Here is a 20906-nt window from a genome sequence, read left to right as displayed (position 1 = left end):
CGCTTCGCTACGAATGTCCCGTCCGACCGCGTCCCGTTTCGCAAAGAATTCACGAAAAGCAGGGCCACGGCAAGCCTCGGTCCGCGCACCCCATAGACACGATGCCGTCATTTTCCAACAGCGATTTTGCGCTATTGTACCGCAGGCGCGAAGCCGGCCCCTTGCGGCCAGTCGTGTGCGGCCAGCGCCAGAACCTTGAAAAGCGCCCCCATCCGCTGGGGAGAGACCAGCCGGTCCAGCGCCTCGCCCACCGGTTTCGCGGCATCCGCATTGGCCCGCGCCAGCGCCGCAGCGCGATGCGCAATGCCCAGCGCCAGCAGGAACTCGCCCTGCGTTTCCATGCCGTCGATCCGGCATCCGGCCATTTGCGCCACCTGTGCCAAGGCCGCGAAATCGACATGCGCCGTCAGATCCGCCTCGCCCGGATCGGTAAACGGGTCGGTCTTGCGGTGCGCGCGCACGGCCTGCAGGCTGGAGCCGGTGAAGGATTGCAAATGCCCGTAATCCACCGCCAGCATCGCGCCGCCCTGCTTCGCGATCCGGCCTGCCAGTTCGTGCATGATGGCACTGGCGGCGGGGCATACCTCTATGATCGTATGTTCGGGCGCATCGCGGCGGGCATCGGGCACCGCCGCATCCATCGGGCGGTCGCCGGGCACGGGCACGAACTGTCCGCCTGCCATCCCCACCACCATTTCGCGCCAGCCTTCGCTCGTCCGGATCAGCTGGCGCACCGGCAGCGCATCGAAAAATTCATTGGCGAGAATCAGCAGAGGCCGGTCTTCGGGCAGGCTGTCCACGCTGTCGTGGAATGTGGGGGCATATCCGGCCAGCAGCTCTCCCTGTGCCTTGCGCAGAACCGGCGACCCTTCGACCAGATGCACCGGCTGCGTCAGGCCCGCGCCCTTCATCACGCGCAGCGCATCGCGGGCCAGAGTGCCCCGCCCCGCCCCCAATTCGACATAGCATCCATTTGCCGCGCCCGCCCGCAGCGCGATATCGGCCAGCCAGCCGCCCAGCATCTCGCCAAACATCTGGCTGATTTCGGGCGCGGTGATAAAATCGCCCGCCACGCCGAGCGGATCGCGGTGCGCGTAATAATGTGCGTTCGCCTCGGCCATGTATTGCGCCAGCGGAATCGGCCCCAGATGGGCGATGGTCCGCGCGAACCGGTCGGTCAGGCTTGTACCGGGCCTGTCAACGCCGTGCGCCGTCACGCCGATGCGACGCGGGCGGAGGCTCCCTGCGCGGGGCGGATCAGCGCGGTGACGATCAGCGCCAGCCCGATCAGGATCATCGGCATGGTCAGCCACTGGCCCATCGAAAACCCGGTGCGCACCGCGAATTCGGCCAGTTGCTGGTCAGGCTCCCGGAAGAACTCGACAGTAAAGCGCGACAGCCCGTATCCCAGCGTGAAAACACCCACCAAAAGGCCGGTGCGCCAGCGCGCCCGCGTCAGCCAGAACAGGCACAGCAGCACCACGCCCAGTACCAGACCTTCCAGCAGCGCCTCGTAAAGCTGGCTGGGATGGCGCGCGACCGGACCGCCATGCGGGAATACCATGGCCCATGGCACGTCCGGCCCCGCGGCGCGGCCCCATAATTCACCGTTCACGAAATTCGCCAGTCGTCCGAACAGCAGGCCGAAGGGCACATTCACCGCGATATAATCGGCCACGCGCATGAAGTTGAGTTTGCCGCGATACGACACCCACACGATTGCCAGCACCGTGCCGATCAGCCCGCCATGAAAGCTCATCCCCCCGTTCCAGACGGACAGTAAAGCCATCGGATCGCCCCACAGCGACGGTTCGTAAAATGTGGCATAGCCCAGCCGCCCGCCAAAAATGATGCCCAGCGTACACCAGAAGAACAGATCCTCGGCATGGCGCTGCGCCAGCGGCGCGCCGGGGGATTTGATCATGCGCGTCAAATGAAAATAGCCCAGCGCAATGCCCGCCAGATAGGCCAGAGAATACCAGCGCAGCGTAAAGAAGCCGAGGTCGATTCCCGGGCGCAGACCCAGGTTTTCCCAGTAAATCGGCGCATTCGCCGCCGCGGCGGCCAGTTCGAGCGACACTCGCATTTCTCCATTTGGCGCACGGGCGATGCTGGTGTCCCGCGGCGCGCGCTCTTTGGCACATGGCGCAGCCCTATGAAAGAGTGCGCTGCCGCGCGCTTGCCTGTGCAGACGGGCATATGCAGATTGGCCCCGGCTTGGAAAACGCGCTAGTGCGGCCAATATGTCAGGCAATGGGCCGCACGGCCCGCCCCCAATCGACGGATTTGCATGAGCCAGCCCCGCATTCCCAACCAGCGCGCCATCATCGACCGGAGGAAACTGTCCGCCGCCGTGGATGCCGCGATCAAGGATGCGGGCGGCAAGGTTAAGCGGCCCGCCCTTGTTGCCATCTTCAAGGACGCGCTGGCCAGTGGCCGCAAGGAAATCGCCACGCGGCTGGAGGCCGAGCCGTCGGCAGGGCACAAGATGGCGGCCGCGCAGTCGTTTCTGGTCGACCAGCTGATCCGCGTGATCCACGATCATGTCATCACCCATGTCTATCCCGCCGCCAACCGCAGCGCGGGCGAGCATCTGACATTGCTCGCCGTCGGCGGGTACGGACGGGGCGAGATGGCGCCGCAATCCGATGTCGACATCGCCTTCATCACGCCGATCAAGAACACGCCATGGTGCGAACAGGTGATCGAGGCGATCCTCTATTTCCTGTGGGATCTGGGCCTGAAAGTCGGCCATTCCAGCCGCAGCCTCGACGATATGGTCAAGATGGCGAAGCAGGATTTGACCATCCGCACCGCCCTGCTGGAAGGGCGGTTCCTGTGGGGCGATCAGGCGCTCTACGAACGGGCGAGCGAACGGTTCTGGAGCGAAGTTGTCGCGGGATCGGAAAAGCAGTTCGTTGCCGAAAAGCTGCTGGAGCGCGAGGAGCGGCACAAGCGCATGGGCGATTCGCGCTATGTCGTCGAACCCAATGTGAAAGAGGGTAAGGGCGGCCTGCGCGACCTGCACACGTTGTACTGGATCGGCAAATATATTCATAAGGTGCGCACCGCATCCGAACTGGTCGATGCCGGATTGCTGACCCGCGCCGAATATCGCGCGTTCCGCCGTGCTGAGAATTTCTTCTGGGCGGTGCGCTGCCATTTGCACACGATCACGGGGCGCGAGGAAGACCGGCTGACCTTCGACCTGCAGCGCGAAGTCTCTGCGCGGATGAATTTCGTCGACCGCCCCGGCAAGAGCGCGGTCGAGCGGTTCATGCGGTTCTATTTCCTGCAGGCGAAGCGCGTGGGCAGTCTGACCGGCGTGTTCCTTGCCCAGCTGGACGAGCAATTCGCCAAGTCCAAACGCCCCAGCCTGATGACACGGCTGCGCGAACGCACGCGCCATGTGCACGGGTTCGAGATAGCGGGCGGCCGCATCAATGTGCCAACCGACGATTTCTTTCAGCAGGACCCTGTCCGGCTGGTCGAGATATTCACCCTCGCCAATGCCGAAGGGGTGGAAGTCCACCCCAATGCCATGCGGCTGGCCGACCGCGATTCGGGGCTGATCGACAACAAGATCCGCCGCGACAAGCGCGCCAATGCCCTGTTCCTCGACCTGCTCACCAGCCGCGACAATCCCGAGCTGGCCCTGCGCTGGATGAACGAGGCCAGCGTGTTCGGCCGCATCATGCCCGAATTCGGCCGCGTGGTCGCGCAGATGCAGTTCGACATGTATCACCATTACACGGTCGACGAACACACGATCCGCGCCATCGGCGCGCTGGCCCGCATCGAATCGGGCGAAAGCGCCGAAAGCCGCCCCACCGCGACCGAGATTATCGGCAAGATCAAGCATCGCCGCGCGCTCTATGTCGCGGTGCTGATGCACGATATCGCCAAGGGGCGCGGCGGCGACCATTCGGTGCTGGGGGCCGAGGATGCGCTGAAAGTCGGCCCGCGTCTGGGGCTGGAGGACGAAGAGACCGAGCTCGTCTCATGGCTGGTACGCCAGCATCTTTTGATGAGCGCGACCGCGTTCAAGCGCGATCTGGCCGATCCCAAGACCATCGCCGATTTCGTGGCAGAGGTACAATCGCTCGAACGGTTGCGCCTGCTTTTGGTGCTGACCGTGGTGGATATCGGCGCGGTCGGGCCGGGCGTGTGGAACAGCTGGAAAAGCCAGCTTTTGACCGATCTTTACTTCGCGGCGGAAGAACGCATCCGCCTTGGCCACAAGAGCGTGGGCCGTGAAAAGGGCGTCGAGATAAAGAAGGCGCAAGTTGCCGAATTGCTGGGCGATGACGCCGGACTGGTCGACAGCGCGGGCAGTGCGATGCTGGCCAGTTACTGGATTGCAGAAGCACCCGAAGTGATCGTGCCCAACCTGCGCCAGATCGACGCGATGCAAGGCCAGCGCAGCCTGTCGATCGAGTGCCATTATTCGGAAAACCGCGGCGCTACGCTGGTCACCGTGATCGTGGGCGACCACCCCGGTCTGTTCAGCCGCATCGCGGGCGGCATTCATCTTGCGGGCGGAAACATCATCGACGCGCGTTTCCACACCAGCCGCAATGGCGTCGCGGTCGATAATCTGCTGGTTCAGGACCCGCTGGGCCGCCCGTTTCACGAACAGCACCAGATCAACCGGCTGAAACAGGCGATCGAGGATTCGCTGGCCCACCGGAACGAGCTGGTGCCCGAACTGGCCGCCCGCCCCATGCCGCGCCCGCGCGCCCATGCGTTCATCGTGCGCCCGCGCATCGAATTCGACAATGACGCATCGAACCGCTTTACGGTGATAGAAGTCAGCGCGCGCGACCGCCCCGCCCTGTTGAACCGTCTGGCCCGCGCCCTGTTCGAAGAACGGCTGATGATCCAGTCGGCCCATGTCACCAATTACGGCGAACGGGCCGCCGACACGTTCTATGTCACCGATCTTCTGGGCGACAAGATCCATTCGAAAAGCCGGATGAAAGAGATCGAGGCGAAATTGCTGGAAGCGGTGCAAGCGACCGAGGAAGCCGCCGCGTGACATAAATACTATTCAATACAAATGCTTACGTGCGACATGGGCACAAAGCGGCCGATTATGCATTACCGCATGAGTTCATTCGCGGTTTATACGATCCTGCTACCGCGAGGGATTACCCCGAACACATCGGGCAATTGCGACAGACGGGCGGCCCCGTACGGGCCGGATCAGGTGAGGTGGAATGGTAATTTCGGGTCTGGCGGCGGCGCTTGTCATGGGCGGCGCCGGTGTTGCTGATAATGCGCCGGTATCGGGCAAGGCGGGTTTCGCCCAAAGTCTCAATGGCGGATCGCCCGCCGCGATGGCCGTGGCGACGCCGCTGCCGTCCGATGTGCTGCGCGTGCTGGAACGCAAGAGCTTTGCCTTTAGGCAGGACGCCGAACAGCCCCTCCCCTCTCCCGAAGAAGCGGCATCGGCCGGACAGCCCGCCGCCACCGAACCCGAAACCCCGCCCTCTGACGGCGGCGATGTGGCCGACGGGGGCGAAATCATCGTCTCGGGCGAAGTCGGCGCGCCCAAGGGCGACCCTGCCGAACGGATCAACGCCCTCAGCTACGAAGTGGTCGACAAGGTCGATATGGCCGTCGTCGAACCGATCGCCGATGCCTATAGCAGCGGCATCCCCGAACCGGTCCGCGACGGGGTGGATAATTTCCTGTCGAACCTGGGCGAACCGGTCAGCGCGCTGCATTATCTGTTGCAGCTGAAACCGGGCAAGGCGCTGAAAACGCTGGGCCGTTTCGCGATCAACACTACTCTTGGGATCGGCGGGCTGTTCGATGTTGCCGCGAAAGAGCCGTTCGGCATGGAATACGAACCCAATGGCCTTGCCAATACGCTGGGCTATTACGGCGTCGGCCCCGGCCCCTATCTCTATCTGCCGCTGATCGGATCGACCACTGTGCGCGACCTTGTCGGGCGGACGGTCGATCTGGCATTTCTGCCTACCGTTGTCGGCAAGCCGTTCAACAGCCCCTATTACGTGATCCCCGCAGGCACGCTCAATTCGCTGAACGACCGAGTGGACAAGGATGCGCAGATCGCATCGGTCCGCGACAAATGCGGCGACCCCTATGCGGCAGAGCGCGACCTGTATCTGGTGCAGCGTGCGGCAGAGATCGAGGCGCTGAAGGGCAATCACAACCCCGATCTGGGCGAGATTGGCGAGCGGCTTGAATTCAACTGCGATATCGAGATCAGCGACACGCCCACCGGCGTCACCGAACAGACCGATTTCGTGCGGCAGAGCACGACGCTGATCGACGGGTCGGCCGGTTCCGAAGCTGCGGCAGAAGGCCTGTTCGAGGCCGAACCCGAAGCCGAGACCGAAATCCCCGATGCCGTTTCGGCCGAAAAGCCTGCTCCGGCAGAAGCACCGGAACCTGCCGAACCCGTGCTGGAATCGCGCCCCGTGGTGCAACCGCTTCCCGCCGGCGGGTAAGACCGGCGGGCAGGCGCTATGCCGCCGCCCGCAATCTCTCCACCGTGCGGGTCTGACCGATCAGGGGCAGCAGGGCGTTCATGTCAGGCCCGTGGTCCATGCCCGTCAGCGCCAGTCGCAGCGGCAGGAACAGCGCCTTGCCCTTGCGGCCCGTCGCCTGTTTCAACGCATTGGTCAGCGCCTTCCACGCGCCATCGCCGCTATCGGCTGCGTTCCAGTCCAGCGTCTGCGCCGCATCGGCAGCGGCTTGCGCGAATGCGGCATCCTCTGCCGATAATTCGGGCGCGGCGACGGGGCCGGTCACGACCGTCCACCATTCATGCGCCTCGGTCACTTTTTCCAGATTCGGTCTGATCGTCAGCCATGCTGCTTCGTCCATCCCCTCTGGCAGCAGGCCTGCGACATCGGCGTAGTCCATCGCATGCACCAACTGCGCATTGATGCGCAGCAGTTCCGCCTCGTCGAAACGGGCGGGGGCGCGGCCGAATGTCGTCAGATCGAACCCCTGCGCCAGCGCCGCCATGTCATGCTGCGCTTCGACCGGTTGCGACGTGCCGATCCGCGCCAGCAGCGAATTCACTGCCATCGGCTCCAGCCCCTGTTCGCGGAAATCGGCTACGCCCGTCGATCCCAGCCGCTTGGACAGCTTACCCTCGGCACCGACCAGCAAAGCCTCATGCGCAAAGCGCGGCGGGGTGGCGCCCAGTGCGGTAAACATCTGGATTTGCACCGCTGTGTTGGACACATGGTCCTCTCCGCGCAGCACATCGGTGATGCCCATGTCGATATCGTCGACACAGCTGGGCAGCATATAAAGCCACGAACCGTCGGCCCGGCGCACCACCGGATCGGACATCGATGCCGCATCGAAATGCTGCGCCCCGCGCACGCCGTCTTCCCATGCGATCGGCTCGTCATGGTCCAGCCTGAACCGCCAGTGCGGAGCCACGCCATCGGCAGCGAAACGCGCGTGATCGTCATCGGTCAGCGCCAGTGCCGCGCGGTCATAGATCGGCGGCAACTTGCGCCCCAGCAGGATCTTGCGCTTCAGATCCAGTTCCTGCGCCGTTTCATAACAGCGATAGACCCGCCCCGCCGATTTCAGCCGTTCAAAGGCAGAATCATAGATCGCCAGCCGGGCCGACTGCCTCTCCTCGCCATCGGGGTTCAGGCCCAGCCACGCCAGATCGGCGCGGATCGCGTCGACGTAATCCTCGCGGCTGCGTTCGGCATCGGTATCGTCGATACGCAGCATGAACCGCCCGCCTGCCTGCCCCCTGGCCTTGTGGGCCAGCAGGAAATTATGCAGCGCCGTGCGGATATTGCCGACATGAAGATGGCCGGTGGGCGAAGGAGCGAAGCGGGTAACGATCATGCCCAGCCCTATAGCGCCATTCAGCCCGAACGGAAGCTGTGCGTGATGGGATAGCGCCGGTCGCGGCCGAAATTGCGCGCACCCAGCTTCACACCGGGGGGCGCCTGTCGCCGCTTGTATTCGGCCAGATGCAACAGGCGTTCGATCCGGCGCACCGTCTCACGCTCGAAACCCTCTGCGACCAGCTGGTCCACGCTCTTTTCATGTTCCACCAGACCGTGGAGGATGCCGTCCAGCACGTCATAGGGCGGCAGCGAATCGCTGTCCTTCTGGTCGGGGCGCAATTCGGCGCTGGGCGGCTTGTCGATGATGTTCTGGGGGATCACCTCGCCCAGCGGACCCTTGCCGATCTTGGGCTTGGCGCGGTTGCGCCATTTCGCCAGTTCGAACACGGTCGTCTTATAGGCGTCCTTCAGCGGGTTATAGCCGCCCGCCATATCGCCATAGATCGTGGCATAGCCGACGCTCATCTCGCTCTTATTGCCGGTCGTCACCAGCATGTGGCCGAACTTGTTCGACAGGGCCATCAATGTCACCCCGCGAATACGCGACTGGATATTCTCTTCGGTGATGTCGACCTGTGTGTCGGCGAAATCATCCTCCAGCATGGCGTCGAATCCGGCGACCGCAGGCTGGATCGGTATGGTCGACAGGCGGCAGCCCAGCGCCCTGGCGCAGGCTTGGGCATCGTCCAGACTTTCCTGACTGGTAAAGCGGCTGGGCAGCATGACATTCCACACGCGGTCAGCACCCAGCGCATCGACCGCGACGGCGGCGCATAGCGCGCTGTCGATCCCGCCCGACAGGCCCAGCAGCACGCCGGGAAAGCCGTTATGATCGACATAGTCGCGCAATGCCGTGACCATGGCGCAATAAATATCTTCGGGATGATCGGCCAGCCGGTGCAATGCGCCCGGCACACAGGACCAGCCATCGCGCCCCTTTACCCAGCGGGTCGAAATCTCGACCTCTTCCCAATCGGGCAATTGCGCGGCCAGCGTGCCATCGGCGTTGATGACGAAACTCGCCCCGTCGAACGCCAGTTCGTCCTGTCCGCCCACGCGGTTCAGATAGGCCAGCGGCAGGCCCGTATCGATCGCGCGCCGCTTGGCCACGCCGTCGATGCGCAGCACGTCCTTATCGATTTCATAGGGGCTGCCGTTGATGCAGATCAGGATCTGCGCGCCCATATCGGCCAGATGGCGGCACACATCGGGGTGCCATATATCCTCGCAGATGGGCAGGCCCAGCATCGCGCCGCGGAACAGCACCGGATCGGGCAGATCGCCGGGGGTGAACAGGCGCTGTTCGTCGAACGTGCCGTAATTGGGAAGTTCGTGTTTGAAACGCGTCGCCGTGATGCGCCCGCCATCCAGCAACGCCACCCCGTTATGCAGCGCCCCGTCGCGCACGAACACGCTGCCGACCAGCATGCCCGGCCCGTCCTCGTCCGTTGCTTTGGCCAGCCGGTCCAGTTCCGCCGCCGCACGCTCTATCAATGCCGGTTTCAGCACCAGATCCTCTGGCGGATAGCCGATGAGGTGCATTTCGGGGAACACGATCAGGTCTGCGCCCGCCGCCTTGGCGCGTTCACGCGCGGCCAGCATGGCTTTGGCATTGCCGGCGATATCGCCGACACGCTGGTTATGTTGGGCGAAAGTGATGGTAAGCGTATCGGCCATATGCATCGTCTAGGAAGCGGGCGCGGAACCGACAACTGCAAAATCGGGCGATTTCCCCGAACTTGGATTTTACGGGCCGCCCGAAGCCCTTACCCTATGCCGGGCCCTACGATCAGGCTGCGCTGGGAAGGCGCCGGATCGACGCGCGCCAGCGTTCGCATTCGCTGTCGAACGGGCGGCCGTCGCTCAGTTCCTCGACATTGAACGGATAGGATATGTAATAGCCCTGCACCTCGGTGCAGCCTGCCGCGCGCAGCCAATCCAGCTGTTCCTCGCGCTCCACGCCTTCGGCCACCGTGTCCATCCCCAAAGTGCCCGCCAGCGAGGTAACCGCGCGGATGATCGCCTGACAATCCTCGCGCTTTTCCAGATCGGCGACGAAGCATTTGTCGATCTTGATTTTGTCGAACGGAAAGCTGCGTAGATAGTTGAGCGAGGAATAGCCCGTCCCGAAATCGTCGAGCGAGATGCGCACGCCCAGTTCGCGCAATTTGTGCAGCAAGGCGACATTCGCCTCGGACTCCTGCATCAGCACGTTTTCGGTAATCTCCAGCTCGATCCGCGCAGGATCGATACCGGTATGGGCGATCGCGGTCACCAGTTGCGACATCAGGCGCGGGCTGCGCATCTGGATGGGGGACAGGTTGATCGCCACGCGCTGCCCTCCGGGCCAACCGGCCGCCTGCGCGATGGCATTGCGCATGATCCATTCGCCCAGCGGCACGATCAGGCCGGTATCCTCGGCAATCGGGATGAATTCGCCCGGCATGACGACGCCCATGGTGGGATGTTCCCAACGGACCAGCGCCTCGAACCCGGCCACCTCGCCCGTATCGATATTGACGAGCGGCTGGAAATGCAGCGCGAACTGGCCCTGCTTGATCGCATTGCGCAAATCGGCTTCCAGCGCGGCCCGCTCTCGCTCGCGGTCTTCCATCCATGGCTCAAACTGCGCGAAGCAGGCGCGTCCGCGCGCCTTGGCGGCATAGAGCGCCAGATCGGCCTGTCGCAGCAGATCGTCGGAATTGCCGCCCTGCCCCTTATAGAACGCCACGCCCACGCTGGTCGAGATATGCAGCTTTTGTCCCTCGATCCGGAAGGGATCGGTGATGGCCCCGACAATACGGTCGGCCACGGCCAGCGCTTCTTCCGCATCGCGGAAGCGGGTGAGCAATACGGCGAATTCGTCGCCGCCAAGCCGCGCGACCAGATCGTGACCCTTGACCTTGCTGGTTATGCGCCGCGCCGCTTCGGTCAGCAGCAGATCGCCGCAGCTGTGGCCAAGCGTGTCGTTGATCGTCTTGAAGTGGTCGAGGTCGAGGTAAAGCAGCGCGCAGCTGTCGCCCTTGCGCTGGCGGGCCAGCTGTCCGGCCAGCGTCTCGCCAAACAGAAAACGGTTGGCAAGGCCGGTCAGGCCGTCGTGATGCGCCATGTATGCGACGCGCTGTTCGGTGCGGCGCGTGGCGGTTACATCGCGGGCGACACCGCGGATCGTGCCATCCTCACGCGGAGAGGCCGACAGCATCCACCAGCGCCCGCCCAGCGGATCGTCGTCGCGGGTGGCCAGTTCCAGCGTCAGATCGCGGAACGGTTCGCGCCGCAACAGCCGGTGCGACAAATGCTCGCGCGCGGGGCCATGGCGGAACAGGCTGACCAGTTCCTTTCCTTCCAGTTCGGGCCGCGGCATCGAGGCCGCCTCGCCAAAGCGGTCGCACACGCCGACAAGGCAGCCCGAATGATCGACACGCCACAGCCAGTCCGCGCTCTGCGCTTCGTAATCATGCAGCAGCAAGCGGATCGTTTCGGCGCTTTCGGACACGGCGAATTCGGCGTTGAAGCGCGCTTCATAGGCCGCCGCATCGGCGCGGAAGCAATAGAGCACAACCGTCGCATAGAAGAGCATGATCGGCACATTGACGAAATCGACCGGATCGCCGCGCAGCGCAGTCGATGCGGTTCCACCTGCGACAAAGGCCAGCGTCAGTGCGATCCCGATGCGCGGCATTGACCGCAAGCGGATCGCCGCCGTCGCCAGCATGCCGGTGATCAGTATGTTGACCGTCACGCGGGTCGACGGGTCGAGCATCGAGGCGATGAAAGACAGGCCCAGTGCCCATAACGCCGCATCGGCATAGGCCAGCGCCTCGGCCTTGCGAGCCTGCCGCCGTATATAGCCGAAATCGATCGTGTCCGGCTCTATCCTGCCGGCATGCAACACGCGCAGGGTGCTGACCGCCCCGATGGCAAGCAGCCAGATGCCGCACAGCGCGTGCCACATGGCCATTAGTTCGGACGGGGCAATGGCACAGGCGATCATGGCGGAAAGGCCGCTCAACATCGCGGCAACCGGCGCATGCGCGGCATAATCGCCCAACCTGCGGGCAAGCAGCAATTCGTCGCGGTTCAGCACCGCTTCCTGCCTTGCCCCCATTGCCCCCTTACCTTCAACGCGCGTTGCGATGGCCGAGGGGTTAACGGCAAGAAGTTAAGATCCATGTAAAACAGTCGGCGCGGACAAGCGCCGCTTATGAAAAAGCCCCGCCGGGGACGAACCTCGACAGGGCGTTTTCAATCATACCGACGGGGCGGTTTGCCCCGCCAGCCGGTCAGCGATCAGGCTTCGTTGTCGCCGTCACCATCCGCCGCTTCGGGGTTCAGGTAATCGCCTGCATCCGCATCGGTGCCGTGGGTTTCACCCTCGACCGCTGCCAGCGGATCGTCGCCCAGATCGTCGGCCGGATCGCGCAGCAGTTCGGCTGCATGCTCTTCCTCTGCCGAATCGGCGGCGATCAGCGCTTCTTGCATCTTTCGATACTGGGCGCGCAGCGCCGCATCGCGGCTGGAGGCGGCGACGCGGACGCGGTTCATGCCCGCGCCGGTACCGGCGGGGATGAGGCGGCCCACGATCACGTTTTCCTTCAGACCGATCAGCGAGTCCTTCTTTCCTTCGACCGCCGCCTGCGTCAGCACGCGGGTGGTTTCCTGGAACGAAGCGGCCGAGATGAAGCTGCGGGTCTGCAGCGACGCCTTGGTGATGCCCAGCAGGATCGGCTTGCCTTCGGCCGGTTCCTTGCCCTTCGCCAGCTTGGCGTTGGTTTCGAGCATTTCTTCCAGATCGACCTGTTCGCCCGGCAGCAGCGTGGTGTCGCCGCCATTGGTGATCTCGACCTTTTGCAGCATCTGACGAACGATCGTCTCGATGTGCTTGTCGTTGATCTTCACGCCCTGCAAGCGATAGACTTCCTGGATCTCGTTCACGAGATATTCGGCCAAGGCCTCGATCCCCAAAACTTCCAGAATATCGTGCGGATCGGGCGAGCCGCTGATCAAATTGTCGCCCTTCTTGACGAAGTCGCCTTCCTGAACGTCGATCACCTTCGACTTCGGGATCAGATACTCGACCGGATCACCCTCTTCCGGAATGATCGCGATCTTGCGCTTCGCCTTATAGTCGCGGACGAATTCGACGCGGCCCGACACCTTGGCGATAACCGCATTGTCCTTGGGCTTGCGCGCCTCGAACAGCTCGGCAACGCGCGGCAGACCGCCGGTGATGTCGCGGGTCTTGGCGGCTTCACGCGACGCACGGGCCAGAATGTCACCGGCCTGCACTTCCGCACCGTCCTCGACCGACAGCGTCGTGCCGGGGGCCAGCATGTAACGTGCCGCCTCCGTCTCGTCGCCGGCCTGCCCCAGCAGGGTCATACGCGGACGCAGGTCTTCCTTCTTGGAACGGCCCGCGGCGCGATATTCGGTGATGACGCGCTGGGCGATGCCCGTCGCTTCGTCGACCTGCTCGGTCATGGTCTTGCCGTCGAGGATATCCTGATATTTCACGATACCCGACTGCTCGGTGATGATCGGCAGGGTGAACGGATCCCACTCTGCCATGCGGTCGCCCTGCTTCACCTCGGCGCCGTCGTCGAACAGGATGACGGTACCATAGGGGACGCGGTGCATTTCGCGCTCGCGCCCTTCGGCGTCGATCACGAGGATTTCACCGCTGCGGGCCATCGAAAGGCGACGGCCGCGCTTGTCGGTGATGGTCGGCATGTCGCGATAGACAAGCTTACCGTCCGACACCGCTTCGAGGTGCGAGGTTTCATTGAGCTGCGCCGCACCACCGATGTGGAACGTACGCATGGTCAGCTGCGTGCCCGGCTCACCGATCGACTGCGCGGCGATCACGCCAACAGCCTCACCGATGTTCACCGGCGTACCGCGAGCGAGGTCGCGGCCATAGCACTTGCCGCACACGCCCTGCTGCGCCTCGCAAACCAGCGGAGAGCGGATCTTGGCAACCTGCGTTTCCGCATCCTCGATCACCTTGATCGCCGCCTCGTCCAGCAGCTGGCCCTTGGTGGCCAGCACTTCGCCGGTCTTGGCGTGGACGATATCCTCGGCCAGCGTGCGGCCCAGAATACGTTCGCCCAGCGATGCGATGGTCGAACCGCCCTGAATGATCGCGCGCATTTCCAGCATGCGATCGGTGCCGCAATCTTCCTCGACGATGACGCAGTCCTGCGACACGTCGACCAGACGGCGGGTCAGGTAACCCGAGTTCGCGGTCTTGAGCGCGGTATCGGCCAGACCCTTACGGGCACCGTGGGTCGAGTTGAAGTATTCAAGAACGGTCAGGCCTTCCTTGAAGTTCGAGATGATCGGCGTTTCGATGATCTCGCCCGAAGGCTTGGCCATCAGGCCGCGCATACCCGCCAGCTGCTTCATCTGCGCCGGAGAGCCACGCGCACCGGAGTGCGACATCATATAGATCGAGTTGATCGGCTTCATCCGGCCGGTCTCCTCGTCCTTGGGCTGGGCCTTGATCTCGTCCATCATGGCGGCCGCGACCTGGTCGCCGCAACGGCTCCACGCGTCGATCGCCTTGTTGTACTTTTCCTGCCAGGTGATCAGGCCGTCCTGATACTGCTGCTCATACTCGGCAACCTGCGCCTTGGTCTCTTCGACCAGCGGCACCTTGGCGTCCGGAATGATCATGTCGTCCTTGCCGAACGAAATGCCCGCACGGCATGCGTGGCGGAAGCCCAGCACCATGATGGCGTCGGCGAACAGCACCGTGTCCTTCTGGCCGGTGTGACGATAGACCTGATCGATCACGTCGCCGATGTCCTTCTTTGTAAGAAGGCGGTTGACGACCTCGAACGGGACGGTGTGGCTCTTGGGCAGACATTCGCCGATCAGCATGCGACCCGGAGTGGTCTCCACGCGCTTCAGATAGGTCTTGCCGTCCTCGTCCACCTGCGGAACGCGGGTGTGGATCTTGGAGTGGAGCGTCACCGCGCCGACTTCGAGAGCCTGATGCACCTCGGCCATGTCGGTTAGCATGCTGCCTTCGCCGGGCTCGCCCTCAAGATCCATCGAGAGGTAATAGAGACCCAGCACCATGTCCTGCGAAGGCACGATGATCGGCTTGCCGTTTGCAGGCGACAGGATGTTGTTGGTCGACATCATCAGCACGCGGGCTTCCAGCTGGGCTTCCAGCGAAAGCGGCACGTGGACGGCCATCTGGTCACCGTCGAAGTCGGCGTTGAAGGCCGAGCAGACGAGCGGGTGCAGCTGGATCGCCTTGCCTTCGATCAACACGGGCTCGAACGCCTGAATGCCCAGACGGTGCAGCGTCGGCGCGCGGTTCAGCAGAACCGGATGCTCGCGGATCACCTCGTCAAGGATGTCCCAGACTTCCTTGCGCTCCTTCTCGACCCACTTCTTCGCCTGCTTCAGGGTCATCGAGAGACCCTTGGCGTCGAGGCGCGCGTAGATGAACGGCTTGAACAGTTCCAATGCCATCTTCTTGGGCAGGCCGCACTGGTGCAATTTCAGCTCAGGCCCGGTCACGATGACCGAACGGCCCGAATAGTCGACGCGCTTGCCGAGCAGGTTCTGACGGAAGCGGCCCTGCTTGCCCTTGAGCATGTCGGAGAGCGACTTGAGCGGACGCTTGTTGGCGCCGGTGATCACGCGGCCGCGGCGGCCATTGTCGAACAGCGCGTCGACGGCTTCCTGCAACATGCGCTTTTCGTTGCGGACGATGATGTCCGGCGCGCGCAGTTCCATCAGCCGCTTCAAACGGTTGTTACGGTTGATCACGCGGCGATACAGGTCGTTCAGATCCGACGTCGCGAAACGGCCACCGTCCAGCGGCACCAGCGGGCGCAGTTCGGGCGGGATGACCGGCACGACTTCAAGGATCATCCATTCGGGACGGTTGCCCGAATCGATGAAGCTTTCGACGACTTTCAGGCGCTTGATGATCTTCTTGGGCTTCAGCGCCGACTTGGTCGTCGCCAGCTCTTCCATCAGATCTTCGCGTTCCTGCTCGAGGTCGAGGTCCATGAGCATGGTCTTGACCGCTTCGGCGCCGATGGCGGCGCTGAACGCGTCTTCGCCATATTCGTCCTGCGCGTCGAGCAGCTCGTCCTCGGTCAGAAGCTGGAACTTCTCGAGCGGGGTCAGGCCCGGCTCGGTCACGATATAGCTTTCGAAATAGAGCACGCGCTCAAGCTGCTTCAACTGCATGTCGAGCAGCAGGCCGATGCGCGAGGGTAGCGACTTCAGGAACCAGATATGCGCGACGGGCGCGGCCAGTTCGATATGGCCCATGCGCTCGCGGCGCACCTTGGTCACGGTGACTTCGACGCCGCACTTCTCGCAGACGACGCCCTTGTACTTCATGCGCTTGTACTTGCCGCACAGGCACTCATAGTCCTTTACCGGACCGAAGATGCGCGCGCAGAACAACCCGTCACGCTCGGGCTTGAACGTGCGGTAGTTGATGGTCTCGGGCTTCTTGATCTCGCCGAAAGACCAGCTGCGGATACGCTCGGGCGACGCCAGACCGATCTGGATCTGGTCGAAGGTCTCGGGCTTTGCGGCCGGATTAGCGAATTTCGTCAGTTCGTTCATTTCTCACATCCCTATCAGGGGAAAACCTTGGGTGACGGATGGGAAGGCCGCCGTTTCGGACGGCCCGCTCCCCTTACTCCGCCGCCTCGGGCAGGGCCGGACCGCCTTCGTCATCGCTCTCATCGACAAGCGAGGAGAGTTCGACGTTGAGACCCAGCGAGCGCATTTCCTTGACGAGAACGTTGAAGCTCTCGGGAATGCCGGCCTCGAACGTGTCGTCGCCCTTGACGATCGCTTCATAGACCTTGGTGCGGCCGACAACGTCGTCGGACTTCACCGTCAGCATTTCCTGCAAGGTGTACGCAGCGCCGTATGCCTGCAGCGCCCAGACCTCCATTTCGCCGAAGCGCTGGCCGCCGAACTGCGCCTTACCGCCCAGCGGCTGCTGGGTGACAAGCGAGTAGGGGCCGATCGAACGGGCGTGGATCTTGTCGTCGACAAGGTGGTGCAGCTTCAGCATGTAGATGATGCCCACGGTCACCTTGCGGTCGAACGCCTCGCCGGTCCGGCCGTCATACAGCGTCGACTGGCCCGACGAATCGTAGCCTGCCTTCAGCAGCATGTCGGTCACGTCGCTTTCGCGCGCACCGTCGAACACCGGCGTGCCCATCGGAACGCCGCGGCGCAGGTTGTTCGCCAGTTCGACGACTTCTTCGGTCGTGCGGCTGTTGATGTCGTCGGCGTAGTTGTCGCCATAAACATCGTTCAGCTTGTCCATCAGCGCGGCGGGCGGCGGGCCTGCCATCGCGTCGGGATTGTTCGCACGCCATTCGTCGAGCTGTTCAGCGATCTGCATGCCAAGCCCGCGTGCCGCGAAGCCCAGATGCGTTTCGAAGATCTGACCGACGTTCATGCGCGACGGCACGCCCAGCGGGTTCAGCACGAGGTCGACGGGGGTGCCGTCTTCAAGGAAGGGCATGTCCTCGGCAGGAAGGATGCGCGAAATCACACCCTTGTTGCCGTGACGGCCCGCCATCTTGTCGCCCGGCTGCAGCTTGCGCTTCACCGCGACGAAGACCTTGACCATCTTCAGCACGCCCGGAGCCAGCTCGTCGCCACGCTCCAGCTTTTCCTTGCGGTCCTCGAACTTGGCGTTGATGGCCTTCACGCTCTCGTCGTACTGGCTCTTCACCGCTTCCAGCTGCTGCTGGCGGTTGTCGTCGGCCACCGCGAACTTGAACCACTCGTGGCGCTCGACTTCGTCCAGCAGGTCCTCGGTGATCTCGCCGCCCTTCTTCACGCCCTTGGGAGCCGCCGAAGCGATCTGGCCCAGCAGCATGTCGCGCAGGCGGTTATAGGTCGCACGGTTCAGAATGGCGCGCTCGTCCTCACGGTCCTTGGCGAGGCGTTCGATTTCCTCGTTCTGGATGGCGCGGGTACGGTCGTCCACCTCGATACCGTGGCGGTTGAATACGCGCACATCGACGATGGTGCCCGACACGCCCGGCGGCAGGCGGAGCGATGTGTCGCGCACGTCGCTGGCCTTTTCGCCAAAGATGGCGCGCAGCAGCTTTTCTTCCGGCGTCATCGGGCTTTCGCCCTTGGGCGTGATCTTGCCGACCAGAATGTCGCCCGGATGCACTTCGGCGCCGATATAGACGATGCCCGCCTCGTCGAGGTTGCGCAGCGCTTCCTCGCCCACGTTCGGGATGTCGCGGGTGATGTCCTCGGGCCCAAGCTTGGTGTCGCGGGCCATCACTTCGAATTCGTCGATGTGGATCGAGGTGAACACGTCGTCCTTCACGATGCGTTCGCTGATCAGGATCGAGTCTTCGTAGTTGTAACCGTTCCACGGCATGAAGGCGACGAGGCTGTTACGGCCCAGCGCCAGCTCACCCAGATCGGTCGAGGGACCGTCGGCGATGATGTCGCCGGTCTCGATCACTTCGCCCACCTTCACCAGCGGGCGCTGGTTGATGCAGGTGCTCTGGTTCGAACGCTCGAACTTCTGCAGGCGATAGATGTCGACGCCCGACTGGCCGGCCTCGACGTCGCCCTGCGCGCGGATCACGATACGGGTCGCGTCGACCTGATCGACGATACCGCCACGCTTGGCAGCGATCGCGGCGCCCGAATCGCGGGCCACGGTCTCTTCCATGCCGGTGCCGACCCAAGGCGCTTCGGCCTTGACCAGCGGCACGGCCTGACGCTGCATGTTCGATCCCATCAGCGCGCGGTTGGCGTCATCGTTTTCCAGGAACGGGATCAGCGATGCCGCGACCGAAACGAGCTGCTTGGGCGAAACGTCCATCAGCGTGACCTGATCCGACGGGCTCATCACGAATTCGCCGTTCTGGCGGGCCGAGACGAGATCCTCGACGAACTGGCCACTGGCGTCGGTTTCGGCCGATGCCTGCGCGACGGTGTTCTTCTGCTCTTCCATCGCCGACAGATACTGGACGTCGCCAGTGACCTTGCCTTCGATGACCTTGCGATAAGGCGTTTCGATGAAGCCGTACTTGTTGACACGCGCAAAGGTCGACAGCGAGTTGATCAGACCGATGTTCGGGCCTTCGGGCGTTTCGATCGGGCAGATGCGGCCATAGTGCGTCGGGTGAACGTCGCGGACTTCAAAGCCGGCGCGCTCACGGGTCAGACCGCCCGGCCCAAGCGCCGAAACGCGGCGCTTGTGGGTGACTTCCGACAGCGGGTTGGTCTGGTCCATGAACTGCGAGAGCTGCGAGGAGCCGAAGAATTCACGAACGGCAGCCACGGCAGGCTTCGCATTGATGAGGTCGTTCGGCATCACGGTCGACACGTCGACGGAACTCATACGCTCCTTCACCGCACGCTCCATGCGCAGCAGGCCGACGCGGTACTGGTTTTCCAGCAGCTCGCCCACCGAACGCACGCGGCGGTTGGCAAGGTTGTCGATGTCGTCGACGTCGCCCTTGCCGTCCTTCAGATCGACCAGCTCCTTGACGACCGCAAGGATGTCTTCGCGGCGCAGGGTAGTGATCGTATCCTCGGCGTCGAGGCCAAGGCGCATGTTCAGCTTCACGCGGCCCACGGCGGAAAGGTCATAGCGTTCGCCGTCGAAGAACAGGCCTTCGAACAGGGCTTCGGCGGTTTCCTTCGTCGGCGGTTCGCCCGGACGCATCACCTTGTAGATGGCTTCCAGACCCATGTCGCGGTTCTCGGCCTTGTCGGCCTGCATGGTGTTGCGGATCCACGGACCGGTGTTGACGTGGTCGATGTCCAGCAGCTCGAGCCGGTCCACGCCTGCATTGTCCAGCGCTTCAAGGTTCTCAGGCGAGACTTCGTCGCCCGCCTCGATCCAGATGCGGCCGGTGCTCTCGTCGATCATGTCCTTGGCGGCATAGCGGCCGAAGATTTCCTCGGTCGGGATCAGCAGGTCGGTCAGGCCGTCCTTTTGCGCCTTGTTCGCGGCGCGAGGGCTGATCTTCGTGCCGGCGGGGAAGACGACTTCGCCCGACGATGCATCGACGATGTCGAACGCGGGCTTCTGGCCGCGCCATGCCTCGGGCGTGAACGGAATCTTCCAGCCGCCCTCACCACGCTGCCACACGACGGTGTTGTAGAAATGCTCGAGGATTTCCTCGCTATCGAGGCCCAGCGCGTACAGCAGCGCGGTAACCGGCAGCTTGCGCTTGCGGTCGATACGCACGTTGACGATGTCCTTGGCGTCGAATTCGAAGTCCAGCCACGAACCGCGATACGGGATCACGCGCGCAGCGAAGAGATACTTGCCCGAAGAGTGCGTCTTGCCACGGTCGTGGTCGAACAGCACACCCGGCGAACGGTGCATCTGCGACACGATCACGCGCTCGGTGCCGTTGACGATGAAGGTGCCGTTCGAGGTCATGAGCGGCATGTCGCCCATGTACACGTCCTGCTCCTTGATATCGAGAACGCTGCGCGCTTCGGTATCGGGGTCGATTTCGAACACGATCAGGCGCAGCGTCACCTTCATCGGGGCTGCATAGGTGATGCCGCGCTGGCGGCATTCGGTCGTGTCGTACTTGGGCTCTTCAAGCTCGTAATGAACGAAGTCCAGCTCGGACGTGCCGGCGAAGTCGCGGATCGGGAACACCGAGCGCAGCGTCTTTTCAAGGCCCGAGACATAGCCGGTGGCCGGATCGGAGCGCAGGAACTGCTCATAGCTTTCGCGCTGAACCTCGATCAGGTTCGGCATCTGCACGACTTCGTGAATGTCGCCGAAGATCTTGCGGATGCGCTTTTTCTTGCTGCCGCCCTGGCGGATAGCGTTATCGTCGAGCTGGGTCGCCATAGAAAGGGAGCCTCTTTCGCCTTGGTGTTCGTCTCGGTCGGGTGGCCGCCTGTTCCGATTCGCCATCGCGATTCGAAAGGGCACGGCCGCCCGCAAATCTGGTGCACGAGGGGGTGGTCCAGAAACGACAAAAGGCCGCAAGACAGCACGAAAGCACCTGTATCCGGTGAGTCGTGGCCTGCAGCCGTCGCGTC

The 20906-nt window shown here is 63.3% G+C and carries 9 protein-coding genes; 2 read left to right on the top strand and 7 right to left on the bottom strand.

The window, feature by feature from the left end; translation table 11 throughout:
• Positions 1-131 precede the first annotated feature (131 nt).
• A complete protein-coding gene (locus LOZ77_RS15660; protein WP_370638024.1) occupies positions 132-1217 on the bottom strand; it encodes a class I SAM-dependent methyltransferase in 1086 nt (361 codons plus the stop codon).
• Positions 1214-2086 (bottom strand): prolipoprotein diacylglyceryl transferase, encoded by an 873-nt coding sequence (gene lgt, locus LOZ77_RS15655; RefSeq protein ID WP_230279902.1) that lies wholly within the window; start codon positions 2084-2086, stop codon positions 1214-1216. Before lgt ends, LOZ77_RS15660 begins: the two co-directional genes overlap by 4 nt.
• Positions 2087-2290: 204 nt before the next feature.
• Between lgt and LOZ77_RS15650 the strand changes: the two genes are divergently transcribed.
• Together LOZ77_RS15650 and LOZ77_RS15645 are read left to right on the top strand one after the other, a co-directional pair.
• Entirely contained in the window at positions 2291-5038 is a 2748-nt protein-coding gene (locus LOZ77_RS15650) for a [protein-PII] uridylyltransferase (protein WP_230279901.1), read from the top strand.
• Positions 5039-5219: 181 nt separating this feature from the next.
• Positions 5220-6479 (top strand): VacJ family lipoprotein, encoded by a 1260-nt coding sequence (locus LOZ77_RS15645; RefSeq protein WP_230279900.1) that lies wholly within the window; start codon positions 5220-5222, stop codon positions 6477-6479.
• Between the two features lie 16 nt (positions 6480-6495).
• Here the strand turns inward: LOZ77_RS15645 and gltX are convergent, their stop codons facing one another.
• The 5 genes from gltX to rpoB all read right to left on the bottom strand — a co-directional run bounded on the left by gltX (position 6496) and on the right by rpoB (position 20712).
• Entirely contained in the window at positions 6496-7854 is a 1359-nt protein-coding gene (gltX, locus tag LOZ77_RS15640; protein WP_230279899.1) for a glutamate--tRNA ligase, read from the bottom strand.
• A gap of 20 nt (positions 7855-7874) precedes the next feature.
• Positions 7875-9536, bottom strand: a complete 1662-nt coding sequence (locus tag LOZ77_RS15635; RefSeq protein ID WP_230279898.1) for an NAD+ synthase — start codon at positions 9534-9536, stop codon at positions 7875-7877.
• Between the two features lie 112 nt (positions 9537-9648).
• Complete coding sequence (locus LOZ77_RS15630; RefSeq protein ID WP_230279897.1) at positions 9649-11967, bottom strand: bifunctional diguanylate cyclase/phosphodiesterase; 2319 nt, start codon at positions 11965-11967, stop codon at positions 9649-9651.
• A gap of 182 nt (positions 11968-12149) precedes the next feature.
• On the bottom strand, positions 12150-16460 hold the full coding sequence (rpoC, locus tag LOZ77_RS15625) for a DNA-directed RNA polymerase subunit beta' (RefSeq protein ID WP_230279896.1): 4311 nt from the start codon (positions 16458-16460) through the stop codon (positions 12150-12152).
• A gap of 73 nt (positions 16461-16533) precedes the next feature.
• Positions 16534-20712 (bottom strand): DNA-directed RNA polymerase subunit beta, encoded by a 4179-nt coding sequence (gene rpoB, locus LOZ77_RS15620; protein ID WP_230279895.1) that lies wholly within the window; start codon positions 20710-20712, stop codon positions 16534-16536.
• Between the last annotated feature and the right edge of the window lie 194 nt (positions 20713-20906).

The sequence above is a fragment of the Croceicoccus sp. Ery15 genome, from assembly GCF_020985305.1.
In the GTDB taxonomy this organism is placed as follows: Bacteria; Pseudomonadota; Alphaproteobacteria; order Sphingomonadales; family Sphingomonadaceae; genus Croceicoccus.
The sequence above is the reverse complement of the archived record's forward strand: the minus strand, read 5'-3'. Positions and strand labels throughout refer to the sequence as shown.

Bases quoted from the DNA above. Each gene is read 5' to 3' on its own strand.
- LOZ77_RS15650 (WP_230279901.1), top strand. From the start codon at position 2,291: ATGAGCCAGCCCCGCATTCCCAACCAGCGCGCCATCATCGACCGGAGG.
- lgt (WP_230279902.1), bottom strand. From the start codon at position 2,086: ATGCGAGTGTCGCTCGAACTGGCCGCCGCGGCGGCGAATGCGCCGATT.
- LOZ77_RS15635 (WP_230279898.1), bottom strand. From the start codon at position 9,536: ATGGCCGATACGCTTACCATCACTTTCGCCCAACATAACCAGCGTGTC.
- LOZ77_RS15645 (WP_230279900.1), top strand. From the start codon at position 5,220: ATGGTAATTTCGGGTCTGGCGGCGGCGCTTGTCATGGGCGGCGCCGGT.
- gltX (WP_230279899.1), bottom strand. From the start codon at position 7,854: ATGATCGTTACCCGCTTCGCTCCTTCGCCCACCGGCCATCTTCATGTC.
- rpoC (WP_230279896.1), bottom strand. From the start codon at position 16,460: ATGAACGAACTGACGAAATTCGCTAATCCGGCCGCAAAGCCCGAGACC.
- rpoB (WP_230279895.1), bottom strand. From the start codon at position 20,712: ATGGCGACCCAGCTCGACGATAACGCTATCCGCCAGGGCGGCAGCAAG.
- LOZ77_RS15630 (WP_230279897.1), bottom strand. From the start codon at position 11,967: ATGGGGGCAAGGCAGGAAGCGGTGCTGAACCGCGACGAATTGCTGCTT.